The organism is Allobosea lupini (assembly GCF_900109525.1).
Taxonomy (GTDB): domain Bacteria; phylum Pseudomonadota; class Alphaproteobacteria; order Rhizobiales; family Beijerinckiaceae; genus Allobosea; species Allobosea lupini.
Genome location: NZ_FOAN01000017.1, coordinates 25,393 through 47,151, shown reverse-complemented (window position 1 = coordinate 47,151; position 21,759 = coordinate 25,393). Strand labels below are relative to the sequence as shown.

Below are 21,759 nucleotides of genomic sequence, written 5' to 3'. Positions count from 1 at the left end.
GTGACTATATTTGCGCGAGTTACTCAATCACAAGTGGCTGCGTCGCCGACGGCACCTGAGCGTCAAGCGACTCAACCTCCACTGACGCAATCTACTAAATAACTGAAATTATTATATTTTTTATTGAGCGCTACTCAGCTTGGGCGTAATATCGGGTCGTAGGAGGGATTGCCATGCTCATCACGCTATCCGATCCCATGCGACGCGACATCGAGACGGCCGTGCGCCTGGAGGCAGGTCAATCGCGGGTCGTCGACGTCTTCGGCGTCGCCGAAGACGTCCAGCGCCGTTTCATCGATGAGAATGTCGCGCTCGAAGACATCGCAGCCGCCGTCGCCCGGTTGGCAACCCAATCTGGCTGCGCCCTGGAACTCGACCGGGGTGAATTGTCCGAGGTCTGACGCCTCAATCCGGCTGGCGCAACGCTGCCGCCGCCGCGACACAGCCAACCACGGCCGCCATCAGCGATAACGCAGCCAGGATCAGCAACGGGCTCTGCAGCGGCATCGGCCCGCGTGCCGCGTCCGAAGCCGAAACACCGAAGATCAGCACGGGCACGCACAGCGGCGCGACCAGGATCGGCAGGATCAGGCCGCCCCGCCGTAGGCTCGCGGTTAGTGCCGCGGCGCCCGCCCCGATGAAGCTCAGCGCCGGAGTTCCTAAAGCAAGGCTCGCGGTCAGTGGCAGGACGCTCTCCACCGGCAGCGCGACGAGCAGCCCGAGCAGCGGCGCGGCCAAGGTCAGCGGCAGGCCGGTCGTCAGCCAATGCGCCAGCGCCTTGGCGAGGACGGCGAGCTCGAGCGGCAGCGGCGCGCCGCGGATCAAATCGAGCGAGCCGTCCTCCTCATCAGCCTGGAACAGGCGGTCGAGCCCGATCAAGGTCGCCAGCAACGCCCCGAGCCAAAGGATCGCCGGGCCGATCCGCGACAGCAGGTTGAGGTCGGGCCCGAGCGCGAACGGAATCAGCACCACGACGGTCAGGAAGAAGACGAGCGCGAGCTCGCCGCCGCCGCCGGCCCGGACAGCCAAAGCAAGATCGCGCCTGAGGATGGCAAGGAAGGCGCCGGTCACGGGCCGATCCTGAGTTCGCGCGCGCCGTCGAGGCCGAGCGGGCCGTGGGTCGCCGCCAGGATCGCGCCGCCCGCCGCCAGATGTGCCTGCATGAGCTGCGACAGCATCGCCTGCGAGCCGATATCCAGTGCTGCCATCGGCTCGTCCAGCAGCCAGATCGGCCGCGACGCCACCAGGAGGCGTGCCAGCGCGACGCGCCGGCGCTGGCCGGCCGAGAGATAGCCGACCGGCAGCGACCCGGCATGCGGCAGGCCGACCGTCGCGAGCGCCTCGGCCGGGTCGAGGCCCGGCTGGCCAAGCAGATCCTGCGCGAAACGCAAATTCTCGGCCGCGGTCAGCGCGGTCTTGAGCCCGTCGCGGTGGCCGACCAGATGAACTGCCTCGGCCGGCGGCAGGTCGCCCTGCCCCTCGAGCTTGATCACCCCGGCTTCGGGCCGCAGGCGCCCGCACACCATGGCGATCAGGCTCGATTTGCCGGCGCCGTTGCGGCCGGTGAGCGCGATCGCCGTGCCATTTTCCAGGTGGAAGCTGACGTCGCCGAAGACCGCGCGCCCGCCGCGGCGGCAAGCGAGCCCCTCGGCTGTCAGGGCGAATCTCTGGAAAGGAATCTGCGTCACGCCGAGCCTGTCTTCCGAAGCGTCATGAGCTCTTCATCTGACGCATATCGAGCCTGTAGCGAGCTTCTTGGAATTGATCTATAGAACCCGTGGCTACGCCGCACGCCGATCCGGCGCGGGGCTCGGGCACTCCCGGGGCGGCGTGCGCGTCATGCGCAACAGGCCTTCGACCGGATTCATCCGCAAGGAGGGATTCGGCTCGTGACCGCAACCCCTTGATCAGGATGTAAGCCAAAATGGCCTCGCTCGATTCATTCAAGTGCCGCAAGACGCTGACCGTCGGCACGAAGAAATATGTCTATTACTCCCTCAAGGCTGCCGAGAAGAACGGCCTCGCCGGCATTTCCAAGCTGCCCTTCTCGATGAAGGTGCTGCTCGAGAACCTGCTGCGCTTCGAGGACGGCCGCTCGGTCACCAAGGCCGACATCGAGGCCTTCGTCGGTTGGCTCGACGACAAGGGCAAGGCCGGCAAGGAGATCGGCTTCCGCCCGGCGCGCGTGCTGATGCAGGACTTCACCGGCGTGCCGGCGGTGGTCGACCTCGCCGCGATGCGTGACGGCGTCGTCGCGCTCGGCGGCGATCCCAAGAAGATCAACCCGCTGGTGCCGGTCGATCTCGTCATCGACCACTCCGTCATCGTCGACGAGTTCGGCTCGCCCAAGGCCTTCAAGCAGAACGTCGATCTCGAATACCAGCGCAATGGCGAGCGCTACCGCTTCCTCAAGTGGGGCCAGGGCGCCTTCGACAATTTCCGCGTCGTCCCGCCCGGCACCGGCATCTGCCACCAGGTCAACCTGGAATACCTCGCCCAGACCGTCTGGACGGCGAAGGAGAAGGTGAAGAAGGGCAAGAAGACCGAAACGGTGGAGGTCGCCTATCCCGACACCGTGGTCGGCACCGACTCGCACACCACCATGGTCAACGGCCTCGCCGTGCTCGGCTGGGGCGTCGGCGGCATCGAGGCCGAGGCCGCCATGCTTGGCCAGCCGCAGTCGATGCTGCTGCCCGAGGTGATCGGCTTCAAGCTCACCGGCAAGCTCAAGGAAGGCATCACCGCGACCGACCTCGTGCTGACGGTCACGCAGATGCTGCGCAAGAAGGGCGTCGTCGGCAAGTTCGTCGAGTTCTTCGGCCCCGGCCTCTACAATCTGACGCTGGCCGACCGCGCAACGATCGCCAATATGGGCCCGGAATACGGCGCCACCTGCGGCTTCTTCCCGGTCGACGCCGAGACGCTGAACTATCTGGAGACCACCAGCCGCAAGGCCGCCCGTGTCGCGCTGGTCGAGAAGTACTCGAAGGCCCAGGGGCTGTTCGCGACGCGCTCGACGCCCGACCCGGTCTTCACCGACACGCTCGAGCTCGACCTGAATACCGTCCAGGCCTCGATGGCCGGCCCGAAGCGTCCGGAAGGCCGCGCCGATCTCGGCGCGATCAAGAGCGGCTTCGCCGCAGCGATGGATACGGACTACAAGAAGGGCGGCGAGCTCTCCCGCCGCGTCAAGGTCGAGGGTGAGAAGTTCGATCTCGGCCATGGCGACGTCGTCATCGCCGCCATCACCTCCTGCACCAACACCTCGAACCCGTCGGTGCTGATGGCTGCCGGCCTGCTCGCCCGCAACGCGGTGGCCAAGGGCCTCAAGGTCAAGCCCTGGGTCAAGACCTCGCTGGCCCCCGGCTCGCAGGTCGTGGCCGAGTATCTCGCCAAGGCCGGCCTGCAGAAGGACCTCGACAAGCTCGGCTTCAACCTGGTCGGCTTCGGCTGCACCACCTGCATCGGCAATTCCGGCCCGCTGCCGGCCCCGATCTCGAAGGCGATCAACGATCAGGGCCTGATCGCCGGCGCCGTGATCTCGGGCAACCGCAACTTCGAGGGCCGCGTCTCGCCGGACGTGCAGGCGAACTACCTGGCATCGCCGCCGCTGGTCGTCGCCTATGCGCTGGCAGGGTCCGTGCAGATCGACCTCACGACCGAACCGCTCGGCATGGGCAAGGACGGCAAGCCGGTCTATCTCAAGGACATCTGGCCTTCCAACAAGGAGATCCAGGCCTTCATCGCCAAGAACGTCACCAAGGCGATCTTCAAGGCGAAGTATGCCGACGTCTTCAAGGGCGACGCCAACTGGCAGAAGGTCAAGGCTCCGACCGGCCAGACCTATGCCTGGGACGACAAGTCGACCTATGTCCAGAACCCGCCCTATTTTCGCGGCATGGGCAAGCAGCCGGCTCCGGTCACCGAAATCGTCGGCGCCCGCATCCTCGGCCTGTTCGGCGACAAGATCACCACCGACCACATCTCGCCGGCCGGTTCGATCAAGGCCGCCTCGCCGGCCGGTGCCTATCTCACCGAGCATGGCGTCGCCGTCGCGGACTTCAACCAGTACGGCACGCGCCGCGGCAATCATGAGGTGATGATGCGCGGCACCTTCGCCAATATCCGCATCCGCAATCACATGATGGGCCCGAACGGCCGCGAAGGCGGCTACACCATCCACTACCCCAGCAAGGAAGAGCTGCCGATCTACGACGCGGCGATGCGCTACCAGGCCGAGAAGGTGCCGCTGGTGATCTTCGCCGGCGTCGAATACGGCAACGGCTCGTCGCGTGACTGGGCCGCCAAGGGCACCAACCTGCTCGGCGTCAAGGCCGTGATCGCCCAGAGCTTCGAGCGCATTCACCGCTCCAACCTGGTCGGCATGGGCGTGGTGCCGTTCACCCTGCAGGAGGGCACGAGCTGGGCCTCGCTCGGCCTCAAGGGCGACGAGAGCGTGACGATCAAGGGTCTCGCCACCGTCAAGCCGCGCCAGACGCTCGAAGCCGAGATCACCTATGCCGATGGCAAGGTGAAGAAGGTTCCGATCCTCTGCCGCATCGATACGCTGGACGAGCTCGACTACTTCAAGAACGCCGGCATCCTGCACTACGTGCTGCGCGGCATCGCCGCCTAAGGCTCGGCGAGGACAATACTGGACGCCCGGCCAAAAGCCGGGCGTCTCTCTTTTGGTCGTGACGGTTGTCCTATCCTGCACGCAGGTGTAAGGGGGCGGTCACAGTCATCCTCGGCGGGGGGCTTGGGGCAGGCGCGGGGCGAACGCGCCCGGACGCCGTCCGCCATCATCATCCAAGACGGGAGCACCCGCATGTCCGCCACGTTCGAGACGGTCGCCGGCATCATTTCGGAAACTTGCGACATTCCCCGCGAGAAGATCACGCCCCAGAGCCACGCGATCGACGATCTCGGCATCGACTCCCTCGCCTTCCTCGACATCGCCTTTGCGATCGACAAGGCCTTCGGCATCAAGCTGCCGCTGGAGCAGTGGACCCAGGAGGTCAACGAGGGCAAAGCGCCGGCCGAGCAGTATTTCGTGCTCGAGAACCTGTGCAAGCGCATCGACGACCTCGTCGCCGCCAAGGCTGCCTGAGTAAATTGGCCGCCTGAGCGCATCTCGGCCCGTCGGGGCCGACGCTGGACGTTGAGACGCCGCAAGCGGGGCACGACCCCGATCGCGGCGAGACGGGTTGGAACCGCATGCGCCTCGAATATTTCGACATGATCGACAAGGTCGAGAGCTTCGATCCGGCGGCCAAGCGGATCCTGACCCGCTCGACCGTTCCGGCGACAAGCCCGGTCTTCGAAGGCCATTTTCCCGGCCACCCGCTCGTTCCCGGCGTCCTGCTGACCGAAACCATGGCGCAAGCCTCCGGTTATCTTCTGCTCGGGCTCAACGGCCTGACGCAGATGCCGTTCCTGATGATGGTCGACAAGGCGCGCTTCCGCACGTTCGTCGAACCGAATGCGGTGCTCGACGTCAGTGCCGAACTCGTCCACGAGGGCTCCGGTTACGCAGCGACCAAGGCGAAGATCGCCATCGCCGGCAAGCCGATCTGCGATGCCGAGCTGCGCTTTCGCCTGATGCCTTTCCCCGCCGATATGCGTACCTTGATGCAGAGCCGCATCGCCGCCATCGGTCTCTCCCCGGAGGCAGCCTGACATGGCCCGCGACGTCGTCATCACCGGCATCGGCCTTGCCTCCAGCCTCGGCGAGGGCGTCGAGGCGCATGCGCTGGCGCTCGCGTCCGATACGGCCCCCGTCGTCGATACCCAGAGCTTCGCGCCCTACCCGCTGCATCCGCTGAAGCCACTTGAGCTCGACAAGCAGATCCCGAAGAAGTCCGACCAGCGCCAGATGGAGCCCTGGCAACGCCTCGGCGTCTATGCAGCCGGCCTTGCCCTCGATGACGCCGGCCTGAAGGACGACACCGAAGCCAAGAGCCAGCTCCAGGTCATCGTCGCCGCCGGCGGCGGCGAGCGCGACCACGCGGTCGATGCCGCCATCCTGGCCGGCCTGCGCAACGCCAACCAGCCCGGCGCCTTCCTCAACGAACGGCTGATGGGTGATCTCAGGCCGACGCTGTTCCTGGCCCAGCTATCCAACCTGCTCGCCGGCAATATCGGCATCGTCCACGGCATCACCGGCGCCTCGCGCACGCTGATGGGCGAGGAGCAGGCCGGCGTCGACGCGATCCGCACCGCTCAGGCCCGGATCGCGGCCGGCCAGGCCGACATCATCCTCGTCGGCGGCGCCTACAATGCCGAGCGCCGCGACATGCTGCTGCTGTTCGAGCTCGGCGGCTTCCTGCGCTCTGCCGATTTCGCACCGGTCTTCGCTCGCAGCGAGGCGCCGGGCATGATCACCGGCAGCGCCGGCGCCTTCCTCGTGCTCGAAGCGGCCGAGCGCGCCGCGGCGCGCGGCGCCAGGGCGCATGCGCGTCTCAGCCATGCCGGCGCTCATCGCAGCCGCCGCCAGCCCGGCTCGGTCGCCAAGGCACTCGACGAACTTCTCTCCGGCTTCGGCCAGATCGCCGCCGACGCGCTGGCGATATCGGCTGCGACCGGCTGCGCCGAAATCACCGACGAAGAAGCCGCCGCCATTGCCAAGGCCGCGCCAGGCGCGCGCCGCATCGCCACCGGCGACCTCGTTGGCCATTCCGTCGAAGCCGCCTTCCCGGTCTCGGTCGCGCTCGCCGCAGCCGCGCTCTCGACCGGCGCGGCAAACGAGGCCATCGTCACCGGCGCCGCCCATTGGCGCGGCGAGGGCGCTGCCCGTCTGGTCAAGGCGTGAGGAGAGGCGTCATGGGTGAAAACCATCGCGACAGCCAGGGCCGGCCGATCGTCGCCGTCACCGGCCTCGGTATCGTCACCTCGCTCGGCCAGGGCAAGGACGCAAACTGGGAGGCCCTGACCGCGGGCCGCTCCGGCATCCACCGGATCGAGCGCTTTCCGACCGACGGCCTGCGCACCACCATCGCCGCGACCGTCGACTTCCTGTTCGATGGCTCCTTCGCCGCCCCCGAGCTCTCCGAGAAGCTCGCCACCCTCGCCGCTGAGGAAGCCGTCGCGCAGAGCGGCCTAGGCGTAAACGGCGATTTCCCGGGTGAGCTCTTCATGGCAGTGCCGCCGGTCGAGATGGAATGGCCGCAAAAGCAGGAACTGGCCCAAGCCGTCGAGGGTGAGACCGACTATGACGCGCTGCTGCGCGTCGCCGCCCGCCACAAGCACAAGGCGATGCATGAGCTCTTCCTGTTCGGCGGCGTCGCCGAGCACATCGCCGAGAAATTCGGTACCAAGGGTTCGCCGATTTCGCTCTCGACCGCCTGCTCCTCGGGCGCGACAGCGATCCAGATGGGCGTCGAGGCGATTCGTAGAGGCGAGACAGAGGCCGCGCTCTGCATCGGCACCGATGGCTCGGTCCATGCCGAGGCGCTGATCCGCTTCTCGCTGCTCTCGGCCCTCTCGACCCAGAACGATCCGCCGGAGGGCTCCGCCAAGCCGTTTTCCAAGAACCGCGACGGCTTCGTCATGGGCGAGGGCGCCGGCGCGCTGGTGCTGGAGGACTATGACCACGCTCTGGCGCGCGGCGCCACCATTCTCGGCATCGTCGCCGGCTGCGGCGAGCGCGGCGACGGCTTCCACCGCACCCGCTCGAGCCCGGACGGCAAGCCGGCGATCCTCGCCATGCAGGACGCCCTGGCCGACGCCGGACTCACCCCCGACGACGTCGACTACATCAACGCGCACGGCACCTCGACGCCGGAGAACGACAAGATGGAGGCGATGAGCTGCTCGGCCGTCTTCGGCGAGCGCATGGCAAGGCTCCCGATCTCCTCGAACAAGTCGATGCTCGGCCATACGCTGACGGCCGCCGGCGCGGTCGAGGCGGTGATCTCGCTATTGACCATCGCCAATGGCCGGATACCACCGACGATCAATTACAACACGCCCGATCCGGCGATTGCGCTCGACGTCATCCCGAATGAGGCCCGCGACGCCAAGGTCCGCACCGTGCTGTCGAACTCCTTCGGCTTCGGCGGCCAGAACACCTGCCTCGTCCTGACGGCAGGACCGAACGCAGCATGACTAGGGTCCTCGTCACCGGCGGCGCCAAGGGCGTCGGCGCCGCGATCGTGCGGGCTCTCGTGGCCGCTGGCCACGATGTCGATTTCACCTACCGTTCTTCGGGCGATCAGGCGCAGGCCCTCGCTGCGGAGATCGCCGAAGCCGTGCCTGGTCGCTCGGTGCGCGCTTTGCCGCTCGATCTCTCCGACAAGGCCGCGCTCGACGCCTTCTGCGAGCAATGCGAAGGCGAGACCTGGTTCGGCCTCGTCCACAATGCCGGCCAGCCCTATGACACGCTCGCCGCCATGCTGGTGCAGGACAAGGCCGAAGCGGCGATGCAGGTCAACTTCTGGGCCTTCACCCGCCTCGCCAAAAGCCTGATGCGCGGGATGATCCGCGCGAAGGAAGGCCGCATCGTCGCGATCGGCTCGGTCGCAGCGCTACGCGGCAATCCCGGCAATGCCGCCTATGCGGCATCCAAGGGCGCGCTGATCTCCTATGCCAAGACGCTCGCGGTCGAGACCGGCAAGCGCGGCGTCACCGTCAACGTGATCGCGCCGGGCTTCGTCGATACCGACATGATGGCGCCCTATGCCGCCTATCGCGACAAGATGGAAAGCCAGATCCCGGCCGGTCGCTTTGCCAGACCGGAGGAGGTCGCCGGCCTCGCCGCCTTCCTGCTGAGCCCGCCGGCCACCTACATCACCGGCACGGTCCTGCCGATCGATGGCGGCCTGACCGCCCATCTCGGCGTGCACCGTTAAAGGGCTCTCCAGCGCTTCACGTGAAACATGGAAACGCGCGACGCTTGGCGCTGCGCCGCGAACCGCCTATGTTCATTGTGAACCGGAGTGAACCAGCATGACGGCAGCCTTCACCATCCGCCTCGACGACGAGACCCTTGCCAAGCTCGATGCGCTGGCGGCCGACACCGACCGCTCGCGCAACTGGCTCGTGGCCAAAGCGATCCAGGACTATGTCGAGCTGAATGCTTGGCAGATCCAGCGGATCAAGGAAGGCATCGCCGAAGCCGACCGAGGCGAATTCGCGACTGACGAAGAACTCGACGCAATCGAAGCCAAGCTGCAAGCCATGATCAACGCCGGTCGATGAAAGTCATCTGGACGGCCCGCGCCCGGGTCGAGCTTGATGAAATCGCGGACTATGCCGCGCCGATCAGCGCCTCAGCCGCTTTGGCTCTCGTGCGCCGCCTCAGGCAGGCGGGAAAACAGCTCGGCGAGCATCCCCATATGGGAAGGCCGGGTCGTGTCGACGGGAGCCGTGAGCTCGTCGTGAACGGAACGCCCTATATTCTACCCTATCGCGTCAGCGACGGTCGCGTCGAAATCCTCGCGGTTCTCCATACCTCCCGGCAATGGCCGGACCAGCTTTGAAAGAACAAGACCGATGCTCTCGCTCCAGCTCCATGGCGACCGCGATCTCCGCCTCGAACAAATCGAGCCGCCGCCCCCGCCCGCTCCCGGCGAGGTCCAGATCCGTGTTCGTGCCGTCGGCCTGAACTATCTCGACCTCTGGGGCTTCCGCGGCATGGCCTTCGCCAAGCGCAAGATGCCGCAGGCGGCCGGCGTCGAGGCGGCCGGCGAGGTCGTCGCGGTCGGCGAGGGCGTCTCGCGCTTCCGCGAGGGCGATACGGTGACGATGTACGGCGCCGAGACCTGCGGCCACTGCAAGGCTTGCCGCGAAGGCCGCGACAATCTCTGCGAGAACGTCGCCGGGATCATGGGCTTCCATATCGACGGTTTCGCCCGCGAACTGATCAACCGGCCCGAGCGGCTGGTGGTCAAGGCGCCGACGGGCGTCTCCTTCGAGGAGGCCGCCTGCGCCCCGATCGGCTTCGGCACGGTCCAGCACATGCTGTTCGACAATGCCAGGCTCGAGCCTGGCGAGTCCGTCCTCGTCCATGCCGGCGGTTCCGGCATCGGCACCGCGGCGATCCTGATGGCCAAGGCGATCGGCTGCACCGTCTACACCACCGTCGGCGACGACGAGAAAGGTGAGAAGGCCAAGGCGCTCGGCGCCGATTTCGTCGTCAACTACAAGACCGAACGCTTCGAGGGCGAGGTCCGGCGCCTGACCAAGCGCAAGGGCGTCGACGTCGTCTTCGAGCATGTCGGCGCCGACACCTGGAACGGCTCGCTGCTCTGCCTGAAGCGCGGCGGCCGGCTCGTCACCTGCGGCGCGACCTCCGGCGCCTCGACGACGATGAACCTGATGCAGCTCTTCCAGCAGCAATATCGCATCACCGGCTCCTTCGGTTGCCGGATCGAGAACATCGCGCAATCGCTGGAGAAGATGGCCAGCGGGATGAAGCCAGTGATCGATTCGGTCTTCCCGCTCGCCGAGTTCGAGCAGGGCCTCGCCCGGATCGAAGGCCGCAAGGTCTTCGGCAAGGTCATCGTCACGCTCTGAGCGCCCCATTGAGCCGGCGCGACTTGACGCGCCGGCCACAATCCCGCAAGTCGCGCCGCAATGGCGAGGTCCGGCCCGGACGCTGCGCCGACGGACCGGGCTGGGATTTTGAGGAAGCTGAAGCAATTCGCGACGCGCATCGGCGCTGCGCTGATGATCGGGCTTATCCGCACGATCTACGCCTTCCTGCGCGCGCTTGGACCGGAGCGCGCCTCAGATCTCGGTGGCTGGCTCATGCGCAGCATCAGCCCGCTGATCCCCGTCAACCGCGTCGCCTATGCCAATGTCCGCGCCGCCTTCCCGGGTATCGCCGATGCAGAGGCACGGCGTATCGTCCGCGGCGGCTGGGAGAATCTCGGCCGCACCGTCGCCGAATATGCCCATCTCAAGACGCTGTTCGATTACGACTACCACAATCCCGATCCGAACGGCCGGATCGAGGTCGTCGGAATCGAGCATTTCATCGCGCTGAAGGACGACGACAGGCCAGGCCTGATCTTCTCGACGCATCTCGCCAACTGGGAACTGCCGGCGATCTGCGCGGCAACCTACGATCTCGACACCACCGCCGTCTTCCGCGCGCCGAACGATCCGGCGATCGCCGCCGTCGTCCACGAGATCCGCTCCAGCGCGATGGGCGGGCTCGCCGCCGCCAAGCAGGGCGCCGCCTTCGCCATGCAGGGCGTGCTCGAGAATGGCGGCCATCTCGGCATGCTGATCGACCAGCATTTCACCCGCGGCGTGGTGGTGCCTTTCCTCGGCCGGCCGGCGCTGACCAACCCGATCCTCGGCAAGTTCGCCCGCCGCTTCGAATGCCCGGTCCATGGCGTGCGCGTCATCCGCCTGCCGAACCGGCGCTTCCGCATCGAGTTGACGCCGCCGCTGGACCTGCCGCGCGATGCCAACGGCGAGATCGACGTCACCGGCGCCATGGCGATGATGACCGCCGTGGTCGATGGCTGGGTCCGGGAACATCCCGAACAGTGGCTGTGGATGCACCGGCGCTGGCGCCCGAACCTGATCAGCGCCGAGGCTCTGGCACGTTTTCGCGATCAGGCGCCAAAGAAGCCTGTTTTCAAGGCAACGTGATTTCCAATTGAGTGGAGAGTAGCGCTTTTGGTAACCGCCTGCTTCTATACAGGCGTCGAGTTCGAATGATGGTCCGCCACACCAGCAACATCGCTGCTGCCGTTGCTCTCCTGCTCCTCGCAGGTGCCCCGGCGCATGCCCAGCAGCCGGCGGTGCGCCCGCAGGCGGTGGTCGAGCTTTTCACCAGTCAGGGCTGCTCGTCCTGCCCCGCGGCGGACGCGCTCTTCACCGAGCTCGCCAAGGACCCCAAGCTGATCACCCTGACCCTGCCGGTGACCTATTGGGACTATCTCGGCTGGAAGGACACGCTCGGCCAGGAGGTTTTCAGCAAGCGCCAGAAGCTCTACGCCAAGGCACGCGGCGACGGCCAGATCTATACGCCACAGGCCGTGGTCAACGGCGCTGCCCATATCGTCGGCTCCGACAAGGGCGGCATCGACAAGCTCGTCCAGGAGCAGGGCAAGAGCGGCTTTACGGTCAAGGTCGACCTGTCCGAGGCGGATGGCGCGCTGCGTGTCGCTCTGGGCCAGGCGCCTTTCGCGAGCGAGAAGCCGGCCGTCGTCTGGCTGCTGCAGGTCAGCCGAACCGCTACCGTGCCGATCGAGCGCGGCGAGAATACCGGCAAGACCGTGACCTATGCCAATGTGGTGCGCGGCATCAGCAGGATCGGCGAATGGAACGGTCAGGCTGCGACCCTGAGCGTGCCGCTGGAGACCGTCCGCTCCGCCGCAAAGGCCGATTCTTACGTCGTGCTGGTCCAGGCCGATCTCTACGCCCGCCAGAGCGCCATCCTCGGCGCCGCGCGCGGTCCGGCCAAGTAATCAGCCGAAGCAGGCGGTCCTACAGAATCACCACCTTGTTCGGCAGCTCGTCGACATCGTCGGCGGCAGGTGGCGCATGGGCGGCGAGTACGGCGCCGACATCGCGCACCGCCGCGATCAGACCTTCGCGCAAAGCATCCTGCGCCGCAGCCGCCAGCAGCGGCTCGACGATCTTCTGCCAGGCCTCGCCATCGACCTTGGCCGAGATTCCGGCATCGGCGACCACCTCGGCATAGCGCTCCTGCACGGCGATATAGAGCAGCACGCCGGTGCGCCCCTGCGTCAATGTCAGCCCCCGAGCCGTGAACTCGCGCAGCGCCGTCTCATGCGCCTGCCGGCGCTTGACGAAACCAGGGACGAAGCGCCCGCCGCGGCCATACCAGAGCAGCGTCGCGAGCAGCAGCGCTGCGGCGATCAACTGGGCCAGGAAGATGCTGGCCGCGCTCAGATTCGTGATCAGCAGGAACGGCCAGGGCAAGAACAGGGCAAGCGCCAGCGCCAGCACCAGTGGCACCGCGACATAGCTGCCGGCAGCGCGGTCGACGACGACGACGATCTCGCCGGAGGTCTGCCGTTCGGCCTCGCGCACGGCCTCGGCGATGGCGTCGCGATCATCGGAATTCAGCATCTCACCAGTCCCCCGAAGCCCCGCCACCGCCGGACGAGCCGCCCCCGCCCGAGAAACCGCCCGAGCTCGAGCCGCCTCCCCAACCCGAGCTCCAGCCGCCCGAGGAGGAGCCGCCGCTCCAGCCCGAGCCGCCGGAGGGCGGCAGGACGATCCAACGACCGTCCCGCGTCCGGTGCCGGCGTGCCCCGCCCGAGGAACGGCCGAGCTCGCGCATGAAGCTGACAATCAGGATGAACACGATGATCATGACAAAAATCACCGCGGCGGTCTCGGTCCAGGAGGATTCGTCGCTGCGAATCTGGGCGCGCCGCTGCCATTCCTCGGCATCGCCCGCCAGGATCGAGAGGATCGCATCGACGCCGCCCTCGATTCCGCCCGCGAAATCGCCGTTCTTGAATTTGGGCGCGACCGCAGTGGTGATGATCACCTTCGAGAGCGCGTCGGTCAGCGCCCCTTCCAGCCCGTAGCCGACCTCGATGCGCACCTTGCGCTCGTTCGGCGCGACGATGAGCAGGACGCCGTTGTTCTTCGCCTTGTCGCCGAGCTTCCAGGCCCGGAACAGGCCGTTGGCGAACTCCTCTATGGGGTAGCCTTGCAGCGAGGGCAGCGTCGCGACCACGACCTGGTCGCTGGTCTTCTCCTCATGCGCGCGGAGCTTCTGCTCGATCCGGCTGAAGGCCTCGGCATCCAAAAGGCTCGAGTTGTCGACGATACGGCCGGTCAGCGCCGGATAGTTCGGCTCGGCAGCGATGGCGATGAGGGGGGAAAGGAGGCAGAAGAGCAGGACAGCGAGCCGGATGAAGGCCGTCATGCTCGGGCCTGACCCGAGCATCTCCTGATCGAGATTCTCGGATCTACGCTTCGCTCCGTCCGAGAATGACGGCATGTCGACGGCTGCAGAGACCCGGACCACGCAGGATCACACGCTCAGAACTTCACCGCCGGCGGCCGTTCGGCTCCTGCCGTCGCCGAGAAGCTCTCCATCGGCTTGGCCCCCCAGAACAGGCGAGCCCAGATCACCCCCGGGAAGGTCCGGATCTCCGTATTGAAGGCCTGCACCGCCTGGATGTAGTCGCGCCGGGCGACCGCGACGCGGTTCTCGGTGCCTTCGAGCTGCGACTGCAAGGCCAGGAAGTTCTGGTTCGACTTCAGTTCGGGATAGCGCTCGACCGTCACCATCAGGCGCCCGAGCGCACCGCTGAGCTGGTTCTGCGCGTCCTGGTATTCCTTGAACTTGGCGGGGTCGGTGATCGTGGAGGCATCGACCTTGACCTGCGTCGCCTTGGCGCGCGCCTCGATCACCTGGGTCAGGACCTCCCGCTCCTGCTGGGCATAGCCCTTCACCGTCTCGACCAGGTTCGGGATCAGGTCGGCGCGGCGCTGATACTGGTTCTGCACCTCGCCCCAGGACGCCTTGGCCTTCTCCTCCAGCGTCGGCACGTTGTTGTAGCCGCAGCCCGCCAGAACCAGGCCGAACAGCCCGATAAGCAGCATGACGAGGGGACGGCGAATTGCCGGAGACTGCGTGAGCACCATGACGAACCCCTTCGGCGTAGGCGAACAAATCAGGAGGCCGACCATAGCCGCGCCGCCCGGCAGAGCAAACCAGCGCCGCAAGCATGGCGCGCAAGCCGGCAAGCGCGCTAGTCTGCGCGGCAATCGAAGAGGACAGGACCATGCTGCATACATCGTCCGCATTCGGTAGCCGCTCGCTCATCGCTCTCGGCCTTTGGCTCGCCGCTGCAACCGCAGCCCCGGCCCAGACCATGGCGCCCGCGCCCGAAGCTGCGACCGGCCGCACCGCCAAGACACTCGGCACGGCGCAGCGCTACATGGCCGCTGCCGCCAATCCGCTCGCCGCCGCGGCCGGTCGCGAGATGCTTCGGGCCGGCGGCAGCGCCACCGACGCGGCGATCGCGATCCAGCTCGTGCTCAACCTGGTCGAGCCGCAGAGTTCCGGCATCGGCGGCGGCGCCTTCTTCGTCTATTGGGACGAGGCCGGCCGGCAGATGACCACACTCGACGGCCGCGAGACCGCGCCGAAGGCGGCCAGGCCCGAGCGCTTCCTCGGCGCCGACGGCAAGCCGATGAAGTTCGTCGATGCCGTGGTCGGCGGCCGCTCGGTCGGCGTGCCCGGTACGGTCCGGCTGCTCGAGGAGGCGCATAAGCGCTGGGGCAAATTGCCCTGGGCCGAGGTTTTCGCCCCGGCGATCAGACTGGCCGAGGAGGGCTTTGCCATCTCGCCGCGTCTCAACGGGCTCCTCGCCCAGGAAACGAATCTCGGCAAGGATGCCCGGGCCGCCACCTATTTCTACGAGGCCGACGGCAAGCCCAAGCCGGTCGGCGCGATCCTGAAGAACCCGGCCTTCGCGACGACGCTGCGCGCCATCGCCGGGCGCGGTGCCGACGCCTTCTATGAGGGTGCGATTGCAGAGGACATCGTCGCGACGGTGACCGGCCATGCAACCAATCCTGGCGACATCACGCTGGACGACCTTGCCGCCTACAAGGTCGAGGAGCGCGCCCCGGTCTGCGGCCGCTATCGCGCCTATACGCTCTGCGGCATGGGCCCGCCGAGCTCGGGCGCGGTCGCCGTGCAGCAGATCTTGGGCATGCTCGAGACCAAGGACATTGCTCGTGCCGGAGCGGGCGCGGAAGCCGCCCACTGGTTCGCCGAAGCCGGAAAGCTCGCCTTCGCCGACCGGGCGCTCTATCTCGGCGACCCCGCCTTCGTCCACGTGCCCATCTCCGGTCTGATCGACGAGGAGTATATCCGTGAGCGCGCAAAACTGATCAGCCCGGACAAGGCGATGGCCAAGGCCAGTGCCGGCACCCCGCCGAACAAGCGCGCTTTCCTGTTTGCGCCCTCGGATGGCGTCGAGAACGGCACCAGCCATATCTCGGTGATCGACGCTGCCGGCAATGCCGTCTCGATGACGACGACCATCGAGGACGGCTTCGGCTCGCGCCTGATGACGAAGGGCGGCTTCCTGCTCAACAACGAGCTGACCGATTTCTCGTTTGCGCCGACCGAGGACGGCAAACCGGTCGCCAACCGGGTCGAGCCCGGCAAGCGCCCGCGCTCCTCGATGGCGCCGACCATCGTCTTCGATGCCTTTGGCCGGCTCTATGCCGTCACCGGCTCGCCCGGCGGAAGCCAGATCATCGGCTATGTCGCCAAGACGCTGGTCGCCCTGCTCGACTGGAAGATGGACCCGCAGCGCGCCGTCGATCTCGCCAATTTCGGCAACCGCAACGGGCCGACCGAGCTCGAGAAGGGGAGCGAAGCGGAAAACTGGAAAGCTGCGCTGGAAGCCAGGGGCCACGACGTCAGGCTGATCGAGATGACCTCCGGCATCCAGGCCATCGTCAAGACGCCGGAGGGCTATCTCGGCGGCGCCGACGGACGGCGTGAGGGCGTGGCGATCGGCGATTGACGGCCGTCATTCTCGGACGGAGCGAAGCGAAGATCCGAGAATCTCAGGACGAGAACGCGATACTTGGAACCCCATCCGGCCCGAGATGCTCGGGTCAAGCCCGAGCATGACGCGCAAGGTCAGGCCTGACGCTGCGGCTCGCGCTTCTCCCCGCCCGCCCCGCGCCCGGCGATCAGCCAGTAGACGAAGCCGGTGGCGGCGCCGACCAGCAAGAGCGCCGCCACGACCTGCATCTCGCCGGCGCGCGGCGCCCTGGCCATGCCGAGCATGGCGAGCGGCAGCAGGGCGGCCAGCAGGCCGGTGAGCCCGCTCTGGATCAGGCCGCTGCGGAAGCGGAACAGCTCGGACGCGATCGCGACCAGCACCACCGGCAGGACCAGGATGGCGAAGCCGAGCCGGCCGAGCAGGGAAAACGCCGCCTCCGCCGTAGGGCCGGGATCGAAGCCGCGCTCGGCCTGGTCGAACAGCGCCGAGATCAGCCGGTCGAAGCCGCCGCCGATCAGCAGGCCGAGATCCGGCGAGGCGACGCCGGCGATCAGCAGGGCGACCAGGCCCGAACCGATCGCGAAGAGCAGCGCGAACGGGATCAGCAGCAGCCAGCGCAGCATGTCAGTGGGTCGCCACGGCCGTCGCGGTGTCGACCTCGCCCTGCTCCAGCATCAGCCGGGCGCGAGCCGAGAGCTTCTCGGTCTCGCTCTTGAGCTGGCCGCAGGCGGCGAGGATATCGCGGCCGCGCGGGGTGCGGACCGGCGAGGCATAGCCGGCCTTGAACACGATCTCGGAGAAGCGCTCGATCCGCTCCCAGTCCGAGCACTCGTAGCGCGTGCCGGGCCAGGGGTTGAACGGGATCAGGTTAATCTTGGCCGGGATGCCCTTGAGCAGGCGCACCAGCTCGCGCGCCTCGGCATCGCTGTCGTTGACGCCCTTGAGCATGACGTATTCGAAGGTGATGCGTTTGGCGTTCGACAGGCCGGGATAGTTGCGGCAGGCCTCGAGCAGGTCCTTGATCGGGTACTTCTTGTTGAGCGGCACCAGCTCGTTGCGCAGGTCGTCGCGCACCGCATGCAGAGAGATCGCCAGCATCGTGCCCATCTCGTCGCCGAGCGGACCGATCTGCGGCACCACGCCCGAGGTCGAGACGGTGATGCGCCGGCGGCCGAGGGACAGGCCCTGGTCGTCGGTGATCACGCCGATCGCATCGCGCACGCCGTCGAAATTGTAGAGCGGCTCGCCCATGCCCATGAAGACGATGTTCGAGACGAAGCGCCCGCCATCATTGGGAACGAAAGCGCCGTCGGGCGCGCTGCGATTGGGGAAATCGCCGAGCCGGTCGCGCGCCACCATCAGCTGCGTGACGATCTCCTCGGTGGTGAGGTTGCGCACGAGCCGCTGCGTGCCGGTATGGCAGAAGGTGCAGGTCAGCGTGCAGCCGACCTGGCTGGAGACGCAGAGCGTGCCGCGGTCGACCTCGGGGATGTAGACGCACTCGATCTCGGCGCCGCGATCGCGCGGACCGGTCGGCGCCATGCGCAGCAGCCATTTGCGGGTGCCGTCGCTGGAGATCTGCTCGGCGGTGACCTCCGGCAGGTCGAGCGAGAAGCGCTCGGCGAGCTGCGCGCGCAGGCCCTTGCCGATCGTCGTCATCTCCGCGAAGTCGCGGACGCCGTAATGGTAGATCCAGTTCCAGAGCTGGCCGACGCGCATGCGCCGCTCCTTCTCGGGAACGCCGATCTCGGCCAGGGCCGCATCCAGGCCGGCGCGCGTGCGCCCAGCCAAAGAAGGCCGCCGCATAACAGGTTCGGCCGCCGGAAGGGCGGCTTCAGCAACAGAGAGATTCATCGGAACTCGGCTCGCAGCGGGCGTGTCCCGCCCGGAATTGGCCGCCTCATAGCACGAGCGCGGCCGATCGCGAAATGATCCTACTTGCAGGCGTCCTCGGCCCGCTTGACGATCTGCGAGATGCCGGCGAGCGAATACTTGTCGCTGGTCGGGTTGCCGCGCTTCGAGGTGCCCTTGATCTCCAGCCCCGAGCCCTTGCGCAGCGCATCGAGCATGCGGCCTTCCTCGGCCGGGTTCTTCAGCCAGACATTCTGGCCCTTGGCGACCAGCGCGAAGCGCTCGCTGCCGATGATCGCCTGATGCTCGACGTCTTCCTTGAGATCGAAATTCATCACGAGGCTGATCTCGTTGCGCACGCCTTCGCCGGGGCGGCTGGAGATGAACAGCAGGCCCTCGACATCCTTAAGATTGGCAGGGATGCGGGTTTCGGCCTTGGACAAAGCGTAGCAGATCTTGGAGCGGCCCTGCTGCGAGGAGAAGGCCTGCCATTTGCCGGCGGTTTCGAGCAGCAGCGCCTGGCCCTGCCCTCCGGCCGCAGCCGTCTTGGCCGGCGCCGGCTTGCTCGCGGCGCGCTGGGCCAGCGCCGGGGCGCTTGCAAGAGTCAGAGCCGCCAAGGCGAGCAAGGCAGCGGCCAGAGCCGGGCGGCAGACGGAAGAGGGAGCCGAAATGCGAATCATGGATCGCCAGTAACCAACAAAAACGTTAACGCCGAATGGACAATGCGCGGGATCGGCGATCCGGATTGACGCGACGCGACGGATAGGATGTCACGATCCTGGCGAAAATGCGAACGTCCGCTGCAGGTTGCCCGATCGGACGACGCCTTCTGCTTCAATAGTTTAGAGCAAGCTGCGCCCGGTTCCGTTCGGCTTCGGGCTGTGCCAGCCTTCTGCGGATGCGAGAGAAGCGACCGGACGGGATGGAGGATCGATGAAGGCGCTGCTGTGCGAAGCTCTGGGGCCGGCCGAGACCCTGGTGATCCGCGACCTGCCCGAACCGGAGCCGGGCCCCGGCGAGATCGCGATCCGGGTCAGGGCCGCCGCGCTCAATTTCTTCGACACTCTGGTGATCGAGGGCCGCTATCAGGTGAAGCCGCCGCTGCCCTTCTCGCCCTCGGCCGAGTGCGCCGGCGTGGTCAGCGCCGTCGGCGAAGGTGTCTCCGACTGGCAGGTCGGCGAGCGCGTCGCCGCCTGGCTCGGTTATGGCGCGGCCCGCGAGACCGTCGTGGTTCCAACTCAGGCTGCGATCCGGATTCCCGACAAGCTGAGCGATCACCAGGCTGCCGGCCTCTTCGTCACCTATGGCACGGCGCTGCACGGCCTGATCCAGCGCGGAGAGATCAGGCCGGGCGAGACGCTCGCCATCCTGGGCGCCGCCGGCGGCGCCGGCCTTGCCGCGGTCGAGATCGGCGCCCTGCTCGGCGCGCGCGTGATCGCCTGCGCCTCCTCGCCGGACAAGCTCGCGCTCGCCCGTGAGCATGGCGCGCAGGACGGGCTGGACTATGCCGCAGACGACATTCGGGCTGGCTTGCGGCGCCTTGCTCCCAATGGTCTCGACGCGCTCTACGACACGGTCGGCGGCGAACTGGCGGAGCCGGCCCTGCGCTCGATGGGCTGGGGCGGCCGCTATCTCGTCGTCGGTTTCGCCGGCGGCGAGATTCCGAAGATCCCGCTCAACCTCCTGCTGCTGAAAGGTTGCGACCTGCGCGGCGTCTTCTGGGGCGACTTCGTCCGGCGCGATCCGGCCGGCCACCGCGCCAATATGGAGCGCTTGCTCGCCTGGGCAGCCGCCGGCCAGATCCGCGCCCATGTCCATGGCGCCTATCCGCTCGAGCGGGCGGCGGAAGCGCTGGCGCTGATCGCCGGCCGAAAAGTCCAGGGCAAGGTGGTATTAGTTCCCTGAACTCCTAGGTCGTCCCGGGCGACCGCAGGGAGACCCGGGACCCATTCCGGAACCTTTATTGGAAAGGCTCAGGAATGGATCCCGGATCAGCGCGGCTTCGCCGCTTGTCCGGGATGACCACAGAGGTGGAAGACGCTCACAGATCGGCCAGCATCTCCTTGGCCTTGTCGCGATGTTGCTGCGTGATCGAGCCCGCGACGGCAGCGAGCGCCGCCGCGATCACCGCGGCATCATCGGTGAAGCCGAGCAGGGGCATGACGTCGGGGATCGCATCGAGCGGCAGCACGAAATAGCCGAGTGCCGCGAGCAGCGTCAGCTTGACCCGCCGCGGCGTCGAAGGATCGCGCGTGCAGACCCAGGCCGCGAGCAGATCCTCGGCGAATGGGATGCGCTTCGCCACCCGCTTCAGCCGGCCGATGAATTCGGACCCGAAGCGCGCCTCGTCACGCAGGCTCTTGCGAATCGACGCCATCTCGTCGGGTGTGAAACGCTGGCCGAAGCCGAAGCTGTCGCTCATTCCTCTCTCCCTTGGCGCGCCAGATTTCTAGCCCGCCATCGATGCGAAAATGTGGCCCCGCATGAAGGGCTGCACAAGGGACCGACTCAGAATCGCACGCCGACCCCCCTTGGATGGCGAGCATCGCGCCTCTAAAGCCGATGCAGCAATGTCAAAAGACGCGAGGGACGCCATGAAGCTCGACTCCTCCATCGCCGCCATCGTCACCGGCGGTGCCTCCGGCCTCGGCGAGGGCACGGCCCGCATGCTCGCCAGCCATGGCGTCAAGGTCGCCCTGTTCGACCTCAACGCCGAGCGCGGCGAGGACGTCGCCAGGGAGATCGGCGGCCTGTTCTGCGCCTGCGACGTCACCAGCGAGGAATCGGTCGATGCCGCCCTGCAGAAGGCGCGCGCCGCCCATGGCGTCGCCCGCATCGTCGTCAACTGCGCCGGCATCGCGCCGGGTCGCCGCGTCGTCTCGAAGAAGCGCGACACCGGCGAGCTCGTGGCCCACGACCTCGCCACCTTCGAGAAGGCGGTCGCGATCAACCTGACCGGCACCTTTCGCCTGATAGCCAAATCGGCGGTGGCGCTCGCGGCGCTCGATCCGGTCACCGAGGACGGCGGCCGCGGCGTCTTCGTCTGCACGGCGTCCGTCGCCGCCGAGGACGGCCAGATCGGCCAGGCCGCCTATGCCGCCTCCAAGGCCGGCGTCGTCGGCCTGACCCTGCCGGTCGCGCGCGATCTCGCCGGCGTCGGCATCCGCATCGTCACGATCATGCCCGGCCTGTTCGAGACGCCGATGTTCGCCGGCCTTCCCGACGAGGCCCGCGCCTCGCTCGCCGTCTCGGTGCCGCACCCCTCGCGCCTCGGCCGGGCCTCAGAATACGCCGCCCTGGTCAAGAGCATCGTCGAGAACGACATGCTGAACGGCACCGCGATCCGCCTGGACGGCGCAATCCGGCTGGCGCCGAAATAGGGCCGCGCCACACCTGTCATTCCGGCCTTCCTCGCTCTGCGAGGCCCCGGAAT

Annotated in this window: 24 protein-coding genes; 15 read left to right on the top strand and 9 right to left on the bottom strand. The window is 67.2% G+C overall.

Annotated features, from left to right (window positions below; translation table 11 throughout):
- Window positions 1-197 precede the first annotated feature (197 nt).
- Window positions 198-401, top strand: coding sequence for a hypothetical protein (locus tag BMZ21_RS28765; protein ID WP_143079837.1), 204 nt, complete (start codon window positions 198-200; stop codon window positions 399-401).
- A gap of 4 nt (window positions 402-405) precedes the next feature.
- On the opposite strand, the gene ccmB is transcribed toward BMZ21_RS28765, so the two are convergent.
- Together ccmB and ccmA are read right to left on the bottom strand one after the other, a co-directional pair.
- Window positions 406-1,071: a heme exporter protein CcmB gene (gene ccmB, locus BMZ21_RS28760; protein ID WP_091843117.1), complete on the bottom strand. Its 666-nt coding sequence runs from the start codon at window positions 1,069-1,071 to the stop codon at window positions 406-408.
- Window positions 1,068-1,688, bottom strand: coding sequence for a heme ABC exporter ATP-binding protein CcmA (ccmA, locus tag BMZ21_RS28755; protein WP_244544073.1), 621 nt, complete (start codon window positions 1,686-1,688; stop codon window positions 1,068-1,070). Before ccmA ends, ccmB begins: the two co-directional genes overlap by 4 nt.
- Window positions 1,689-1,924: 236 nt before the next feature.
- Here ccmA and acnA point away from each other — a divergent pair, with 236 nt between their 5' ends.
- The 11 genes from acnA to BMZ21_RS28700 all read left to right on the top strand — a co-directional run bounded on the left by acnA (window position 1,925) and on the right by BMZ21_RS28700 (window position 12,425).
- Window positions 1,925-4,636: an aconitate hydratase AcnA gene (gene acnA, locus BMZ21_RS28750; protein ID WP_091843113.1), complete on the top strand. Its 2,712-nt coding sequence runs from the start codon at window positions 1,925-1,927 to the stop codon at window positions 4,634-4,636.
- A gap of 192 nt (window positions 4,637-4,828) precedes the next feature.
- On the top strand, window positions 4,829-5,110 hold the full coding sequence (locus tag BMZ21_RS28745; protein ID WP_066473700.1) for an acyl carrier protein: 282 nt from the start codon (window positions 4,829-4,831) through the stop codon (window positions 5,108-5,110).
- Window positions 5,111-5,217: 107 nt separating this feature from the next.
- A complete protein-coding gene (locus BMZ21_RS28740; RefSeq protein WP_091843110.1) occupies window positions 5,218-5,679 on the top strand; it encodes a 3-hydroxyacyl-ACP dehydratase FabZ family protein in 462 nt (153 codons plus the stop codon).
- Between the two features lies 1 nt (window position 5,680).
- Window positions 5,681-6,811, top strand: coding sequence for a beta-ketoacyl-ACP synthase (locus tag BMZ21_RS28735; RefSeq protein ID WP_091843107.1), 1,131 nt, complete (start codon window positions 5,681-5,683; stop codon window positions 6,809-6,811).
- A gap of 11 nt (window positions 6,812-6,822) precedes the next feature.
- Window positions 6,823-8,106, top strand: a complete 1,284-nt coding sequence (locus BMZ21_RS28730; protein WP_091843104.1) for a beta-ketoacyl-ACP synthase — start codon at window positions 6,823-6,825, stop codon at window positions 8,104-8,106.
- Window positions 8,103-8,849, top strand: coding sequence for an SDR family NAD(P)-dependent oxidoreductase (locus BMZ21_RS28725; RefSeq protein ID WP_091843100.1), 747 nt, complete (start codon window positions 8,103-8,105; stop codon window positions 8,847-8,849). Before BMZ21_RS28730 ends, BMZ21_RS28725 begins: the two co-directional genes overlap by 4 nt.
- A gap of 97 nt (window positions 8,850-8,946) precedes the next feature.
- On the top strand, window positions 8,947-9,198 hold the full coding sequence (locus tag BMZ21_RS28720; RefSeq protein ID WP_091843096.1) for a CopG family ribbon-helix-helix protein: 252 nt from the start codon (window positions 8,947-8,949) through the stop codon (window positions 9,196-9,198).
- Window positions 9,195-9,479, top strand: coding sequence for a type II toxin-antitoxin system RelE/ParE family toxin (locus tag BMZ21_RS28715; RefSeq protein ID WP_091843092.1), 285 nt, complete (start codon window positions 9,195-9,197; stop codon window positions 9,477-9,479). The genes BMZ21_RS28720 and BMZ21_RS28715 overlap by 4 nt, the downstream gene beginning before the upstream one ends.
- A 13-nt stretch (window positions 9,480-9,492) precedes the next feature.
- Window positions 9,493-10,515 (top strand): zinc-binding dehydrogenase, encoded by a 1,023-nt coding sequence (locus tag BMZ21_RS28710; RefSeq protein ID WP_091843088.1) that lies wholly within the window; start codon window positions 9,493-9,495, stop codon window positions 10,513-10,515.
- Between the two features lie 60 nt (window positions 10,516-10,575).
- Window positions 10,576-11,604 (top strand): lipid A biosynthesis lauroyl acyltransferase, encoded by a 1,029-nt coding sequence (locus BMZ21_RS28705; protein ID WP_208862397.1) that lies wholly within the window; start codon window positions 10,576-10,578, stop codon window positions 11,602-11,604.
- A 68-nt stretch (window positions 11,605-11,672) separates the two neighbouring features.
- The gene (locus BMZ21_RS28700; protein ID WP_091843174.1) at window positions 11,673-12,425 is read left to right on the top strand and encodes a DUF1223 domain-containing protein; all 753 of its coding nucleotides are present in this window, start codon (window positions 11,673-11,675) and stop codon (window positions 12,423-12,425) included.
- A gap of 19 nt (window positions 12,426-12,444) precedes the next feature.
- Here BMZ21_RS28700 and BMZ21_RS28695 read toward each other — a convergent pair whose 3' ends face one another.
- The 3 genes from BMZ21_RS28695 to BMZ21_RS28685 form a co-directional block, all read right to left on the bottom strand.
- Complete coding sequence (locus tag BMZ21_RS28695; protein ID WP_091843085.1) at window positions 12,445-13,053, bottom strand: TPM domain-containing protein; 609 nt, start codon at window positions 13,051-13,053, stop codon at window positions 12,445-12,447.
- Window position 13,054: 1 nt separating this feature from the next.
- Entirely contained in the window at window positions 13,055-13,864 is an 810-nt protein-coding gene (locus BMZ21_RS28690) for a TPM domain-containing protein (RefSeq protein ID WP_091843082.1), read from the bottom strand.
- A gap of 116 nt (window positions 13,865-13,980) precedes the next feature.
- Window positions 13,981-14,547, bottom strand: coding sequence for a LemA family protein (locus tag BMZ21_RS28685; RefSeq protein WP_244544077.1), 567 nt, complete (start codon window positions 14,545-14,547; stop codon window positions 13,981-13,983).
- Window positions 14,548-14,729: 182 nt separating this feature from the next.
- Here BMZ21_RS28685 and ggt point away from each other — a divergent pair, with 182 nt between their 5' ends.
- Entirely contained in the window at window positions 14,730-16,490 is a 1,761-nt protein-coding gene (ggt, locus tag BMZ21_RS28680; protein WP_091843170.1) for a gamma-glutamyltransferase, read from the top strand.
- A 119-nt stretch (window positions 16,491-16,609) separates the two neighbouring features.
- Here the strand turns inward: ggt and BMZ21_RS28675 are convergent, their stop codons facing one another.
- From BMZ21_RS28675 to BMZ21_RS28665, 3 genes are all read right to left on the bottom strand, one after another.
- Window positions 16,610-17,098 carry a hypothetical protein gene (locus BMZ21_RS28675; protein WP_091843075.1) on the bottom strand — a complete coding sequence of 163 codons (489 nt, stop codon included), beginning with the start codon at window positions 17,096-17,098 and terminating at the stop codon, window positions 16,610-16,612.
- A gap of 1 nt (window position 17,099) precedes the next feature.
- Window positions 17,100-18,329, bottom strand: coding sequence for a dual-specificity RNA methyltransferase RlmN (gene rlmN, locus BMZ21_RS28670; protein ID WP_091843072.1), 1,230 nt, complete (start codon window positions 18,327-18,329; stop codon window positions 17,100-17,102).
- 80 nt (window positions 18,330-18,409) lie between these two features.
- Window positions 18,410-19,006 carry a hypothetical protein gene (locus BMZ21_RS28665; protein ID WP_091843069.1) on the bottom strand — a complete coding sequence of 199 codons (597 nt, stop codon included), beginning with the start codon at window positions 19,004-19,006 and terminating at the stop codon, window positions 18,410-18,412.
- Window positions 19,007-19,259: 253 nt separating this feature from the next.
- Between BMZ21_RS28665 and BMZ21_RS28660 the strand changes: the two genes are divergently transcribed.
- A complete protein-coding gene (locus BMZ21_RS28660) occupies window positions 19,260-20,231 on the top strand; it encodes an NADPH:quinone oxidoreductase family protein (RefSeq protein WP_091843066.1) in 972 nt (323 codons plus the stop codon).
- Between the two features lie 136 nt (window positions 20,232-20,367).
- On the opposite strand, the gene BMZ21_RS28655 is transcribed toward BMZ21_RS28660, so the two are convergent.
- Window positions 20,368-20,748, bottom strand: a complete 381-nt coding sequence (locus BMZ21_RS28655; protein WP_091843062.1) for a YkvA family protein — start codon at window positions 20,746-20,748, stop codon at window positions 20,368-20,370.
- 172 nt (window positions 20,749-20,920) lie between these two features.
- On the opposite strand from BMZ21_RS28655, the gene BMZ21_RS28650 reads away from it, so the two are divergent.
- Entirely contained in the window at window positions 20,921-21,706 is a 786-nt protein-coding gene (locus tag BMZ21_RS28650; RefSeq protein WP_091843058.1) for an SDR family NAD(P)-dependent oxidoreductase, read from the top strand.
- Window positions 21,707-21,759: the final 53 nt, after the last annotated feature.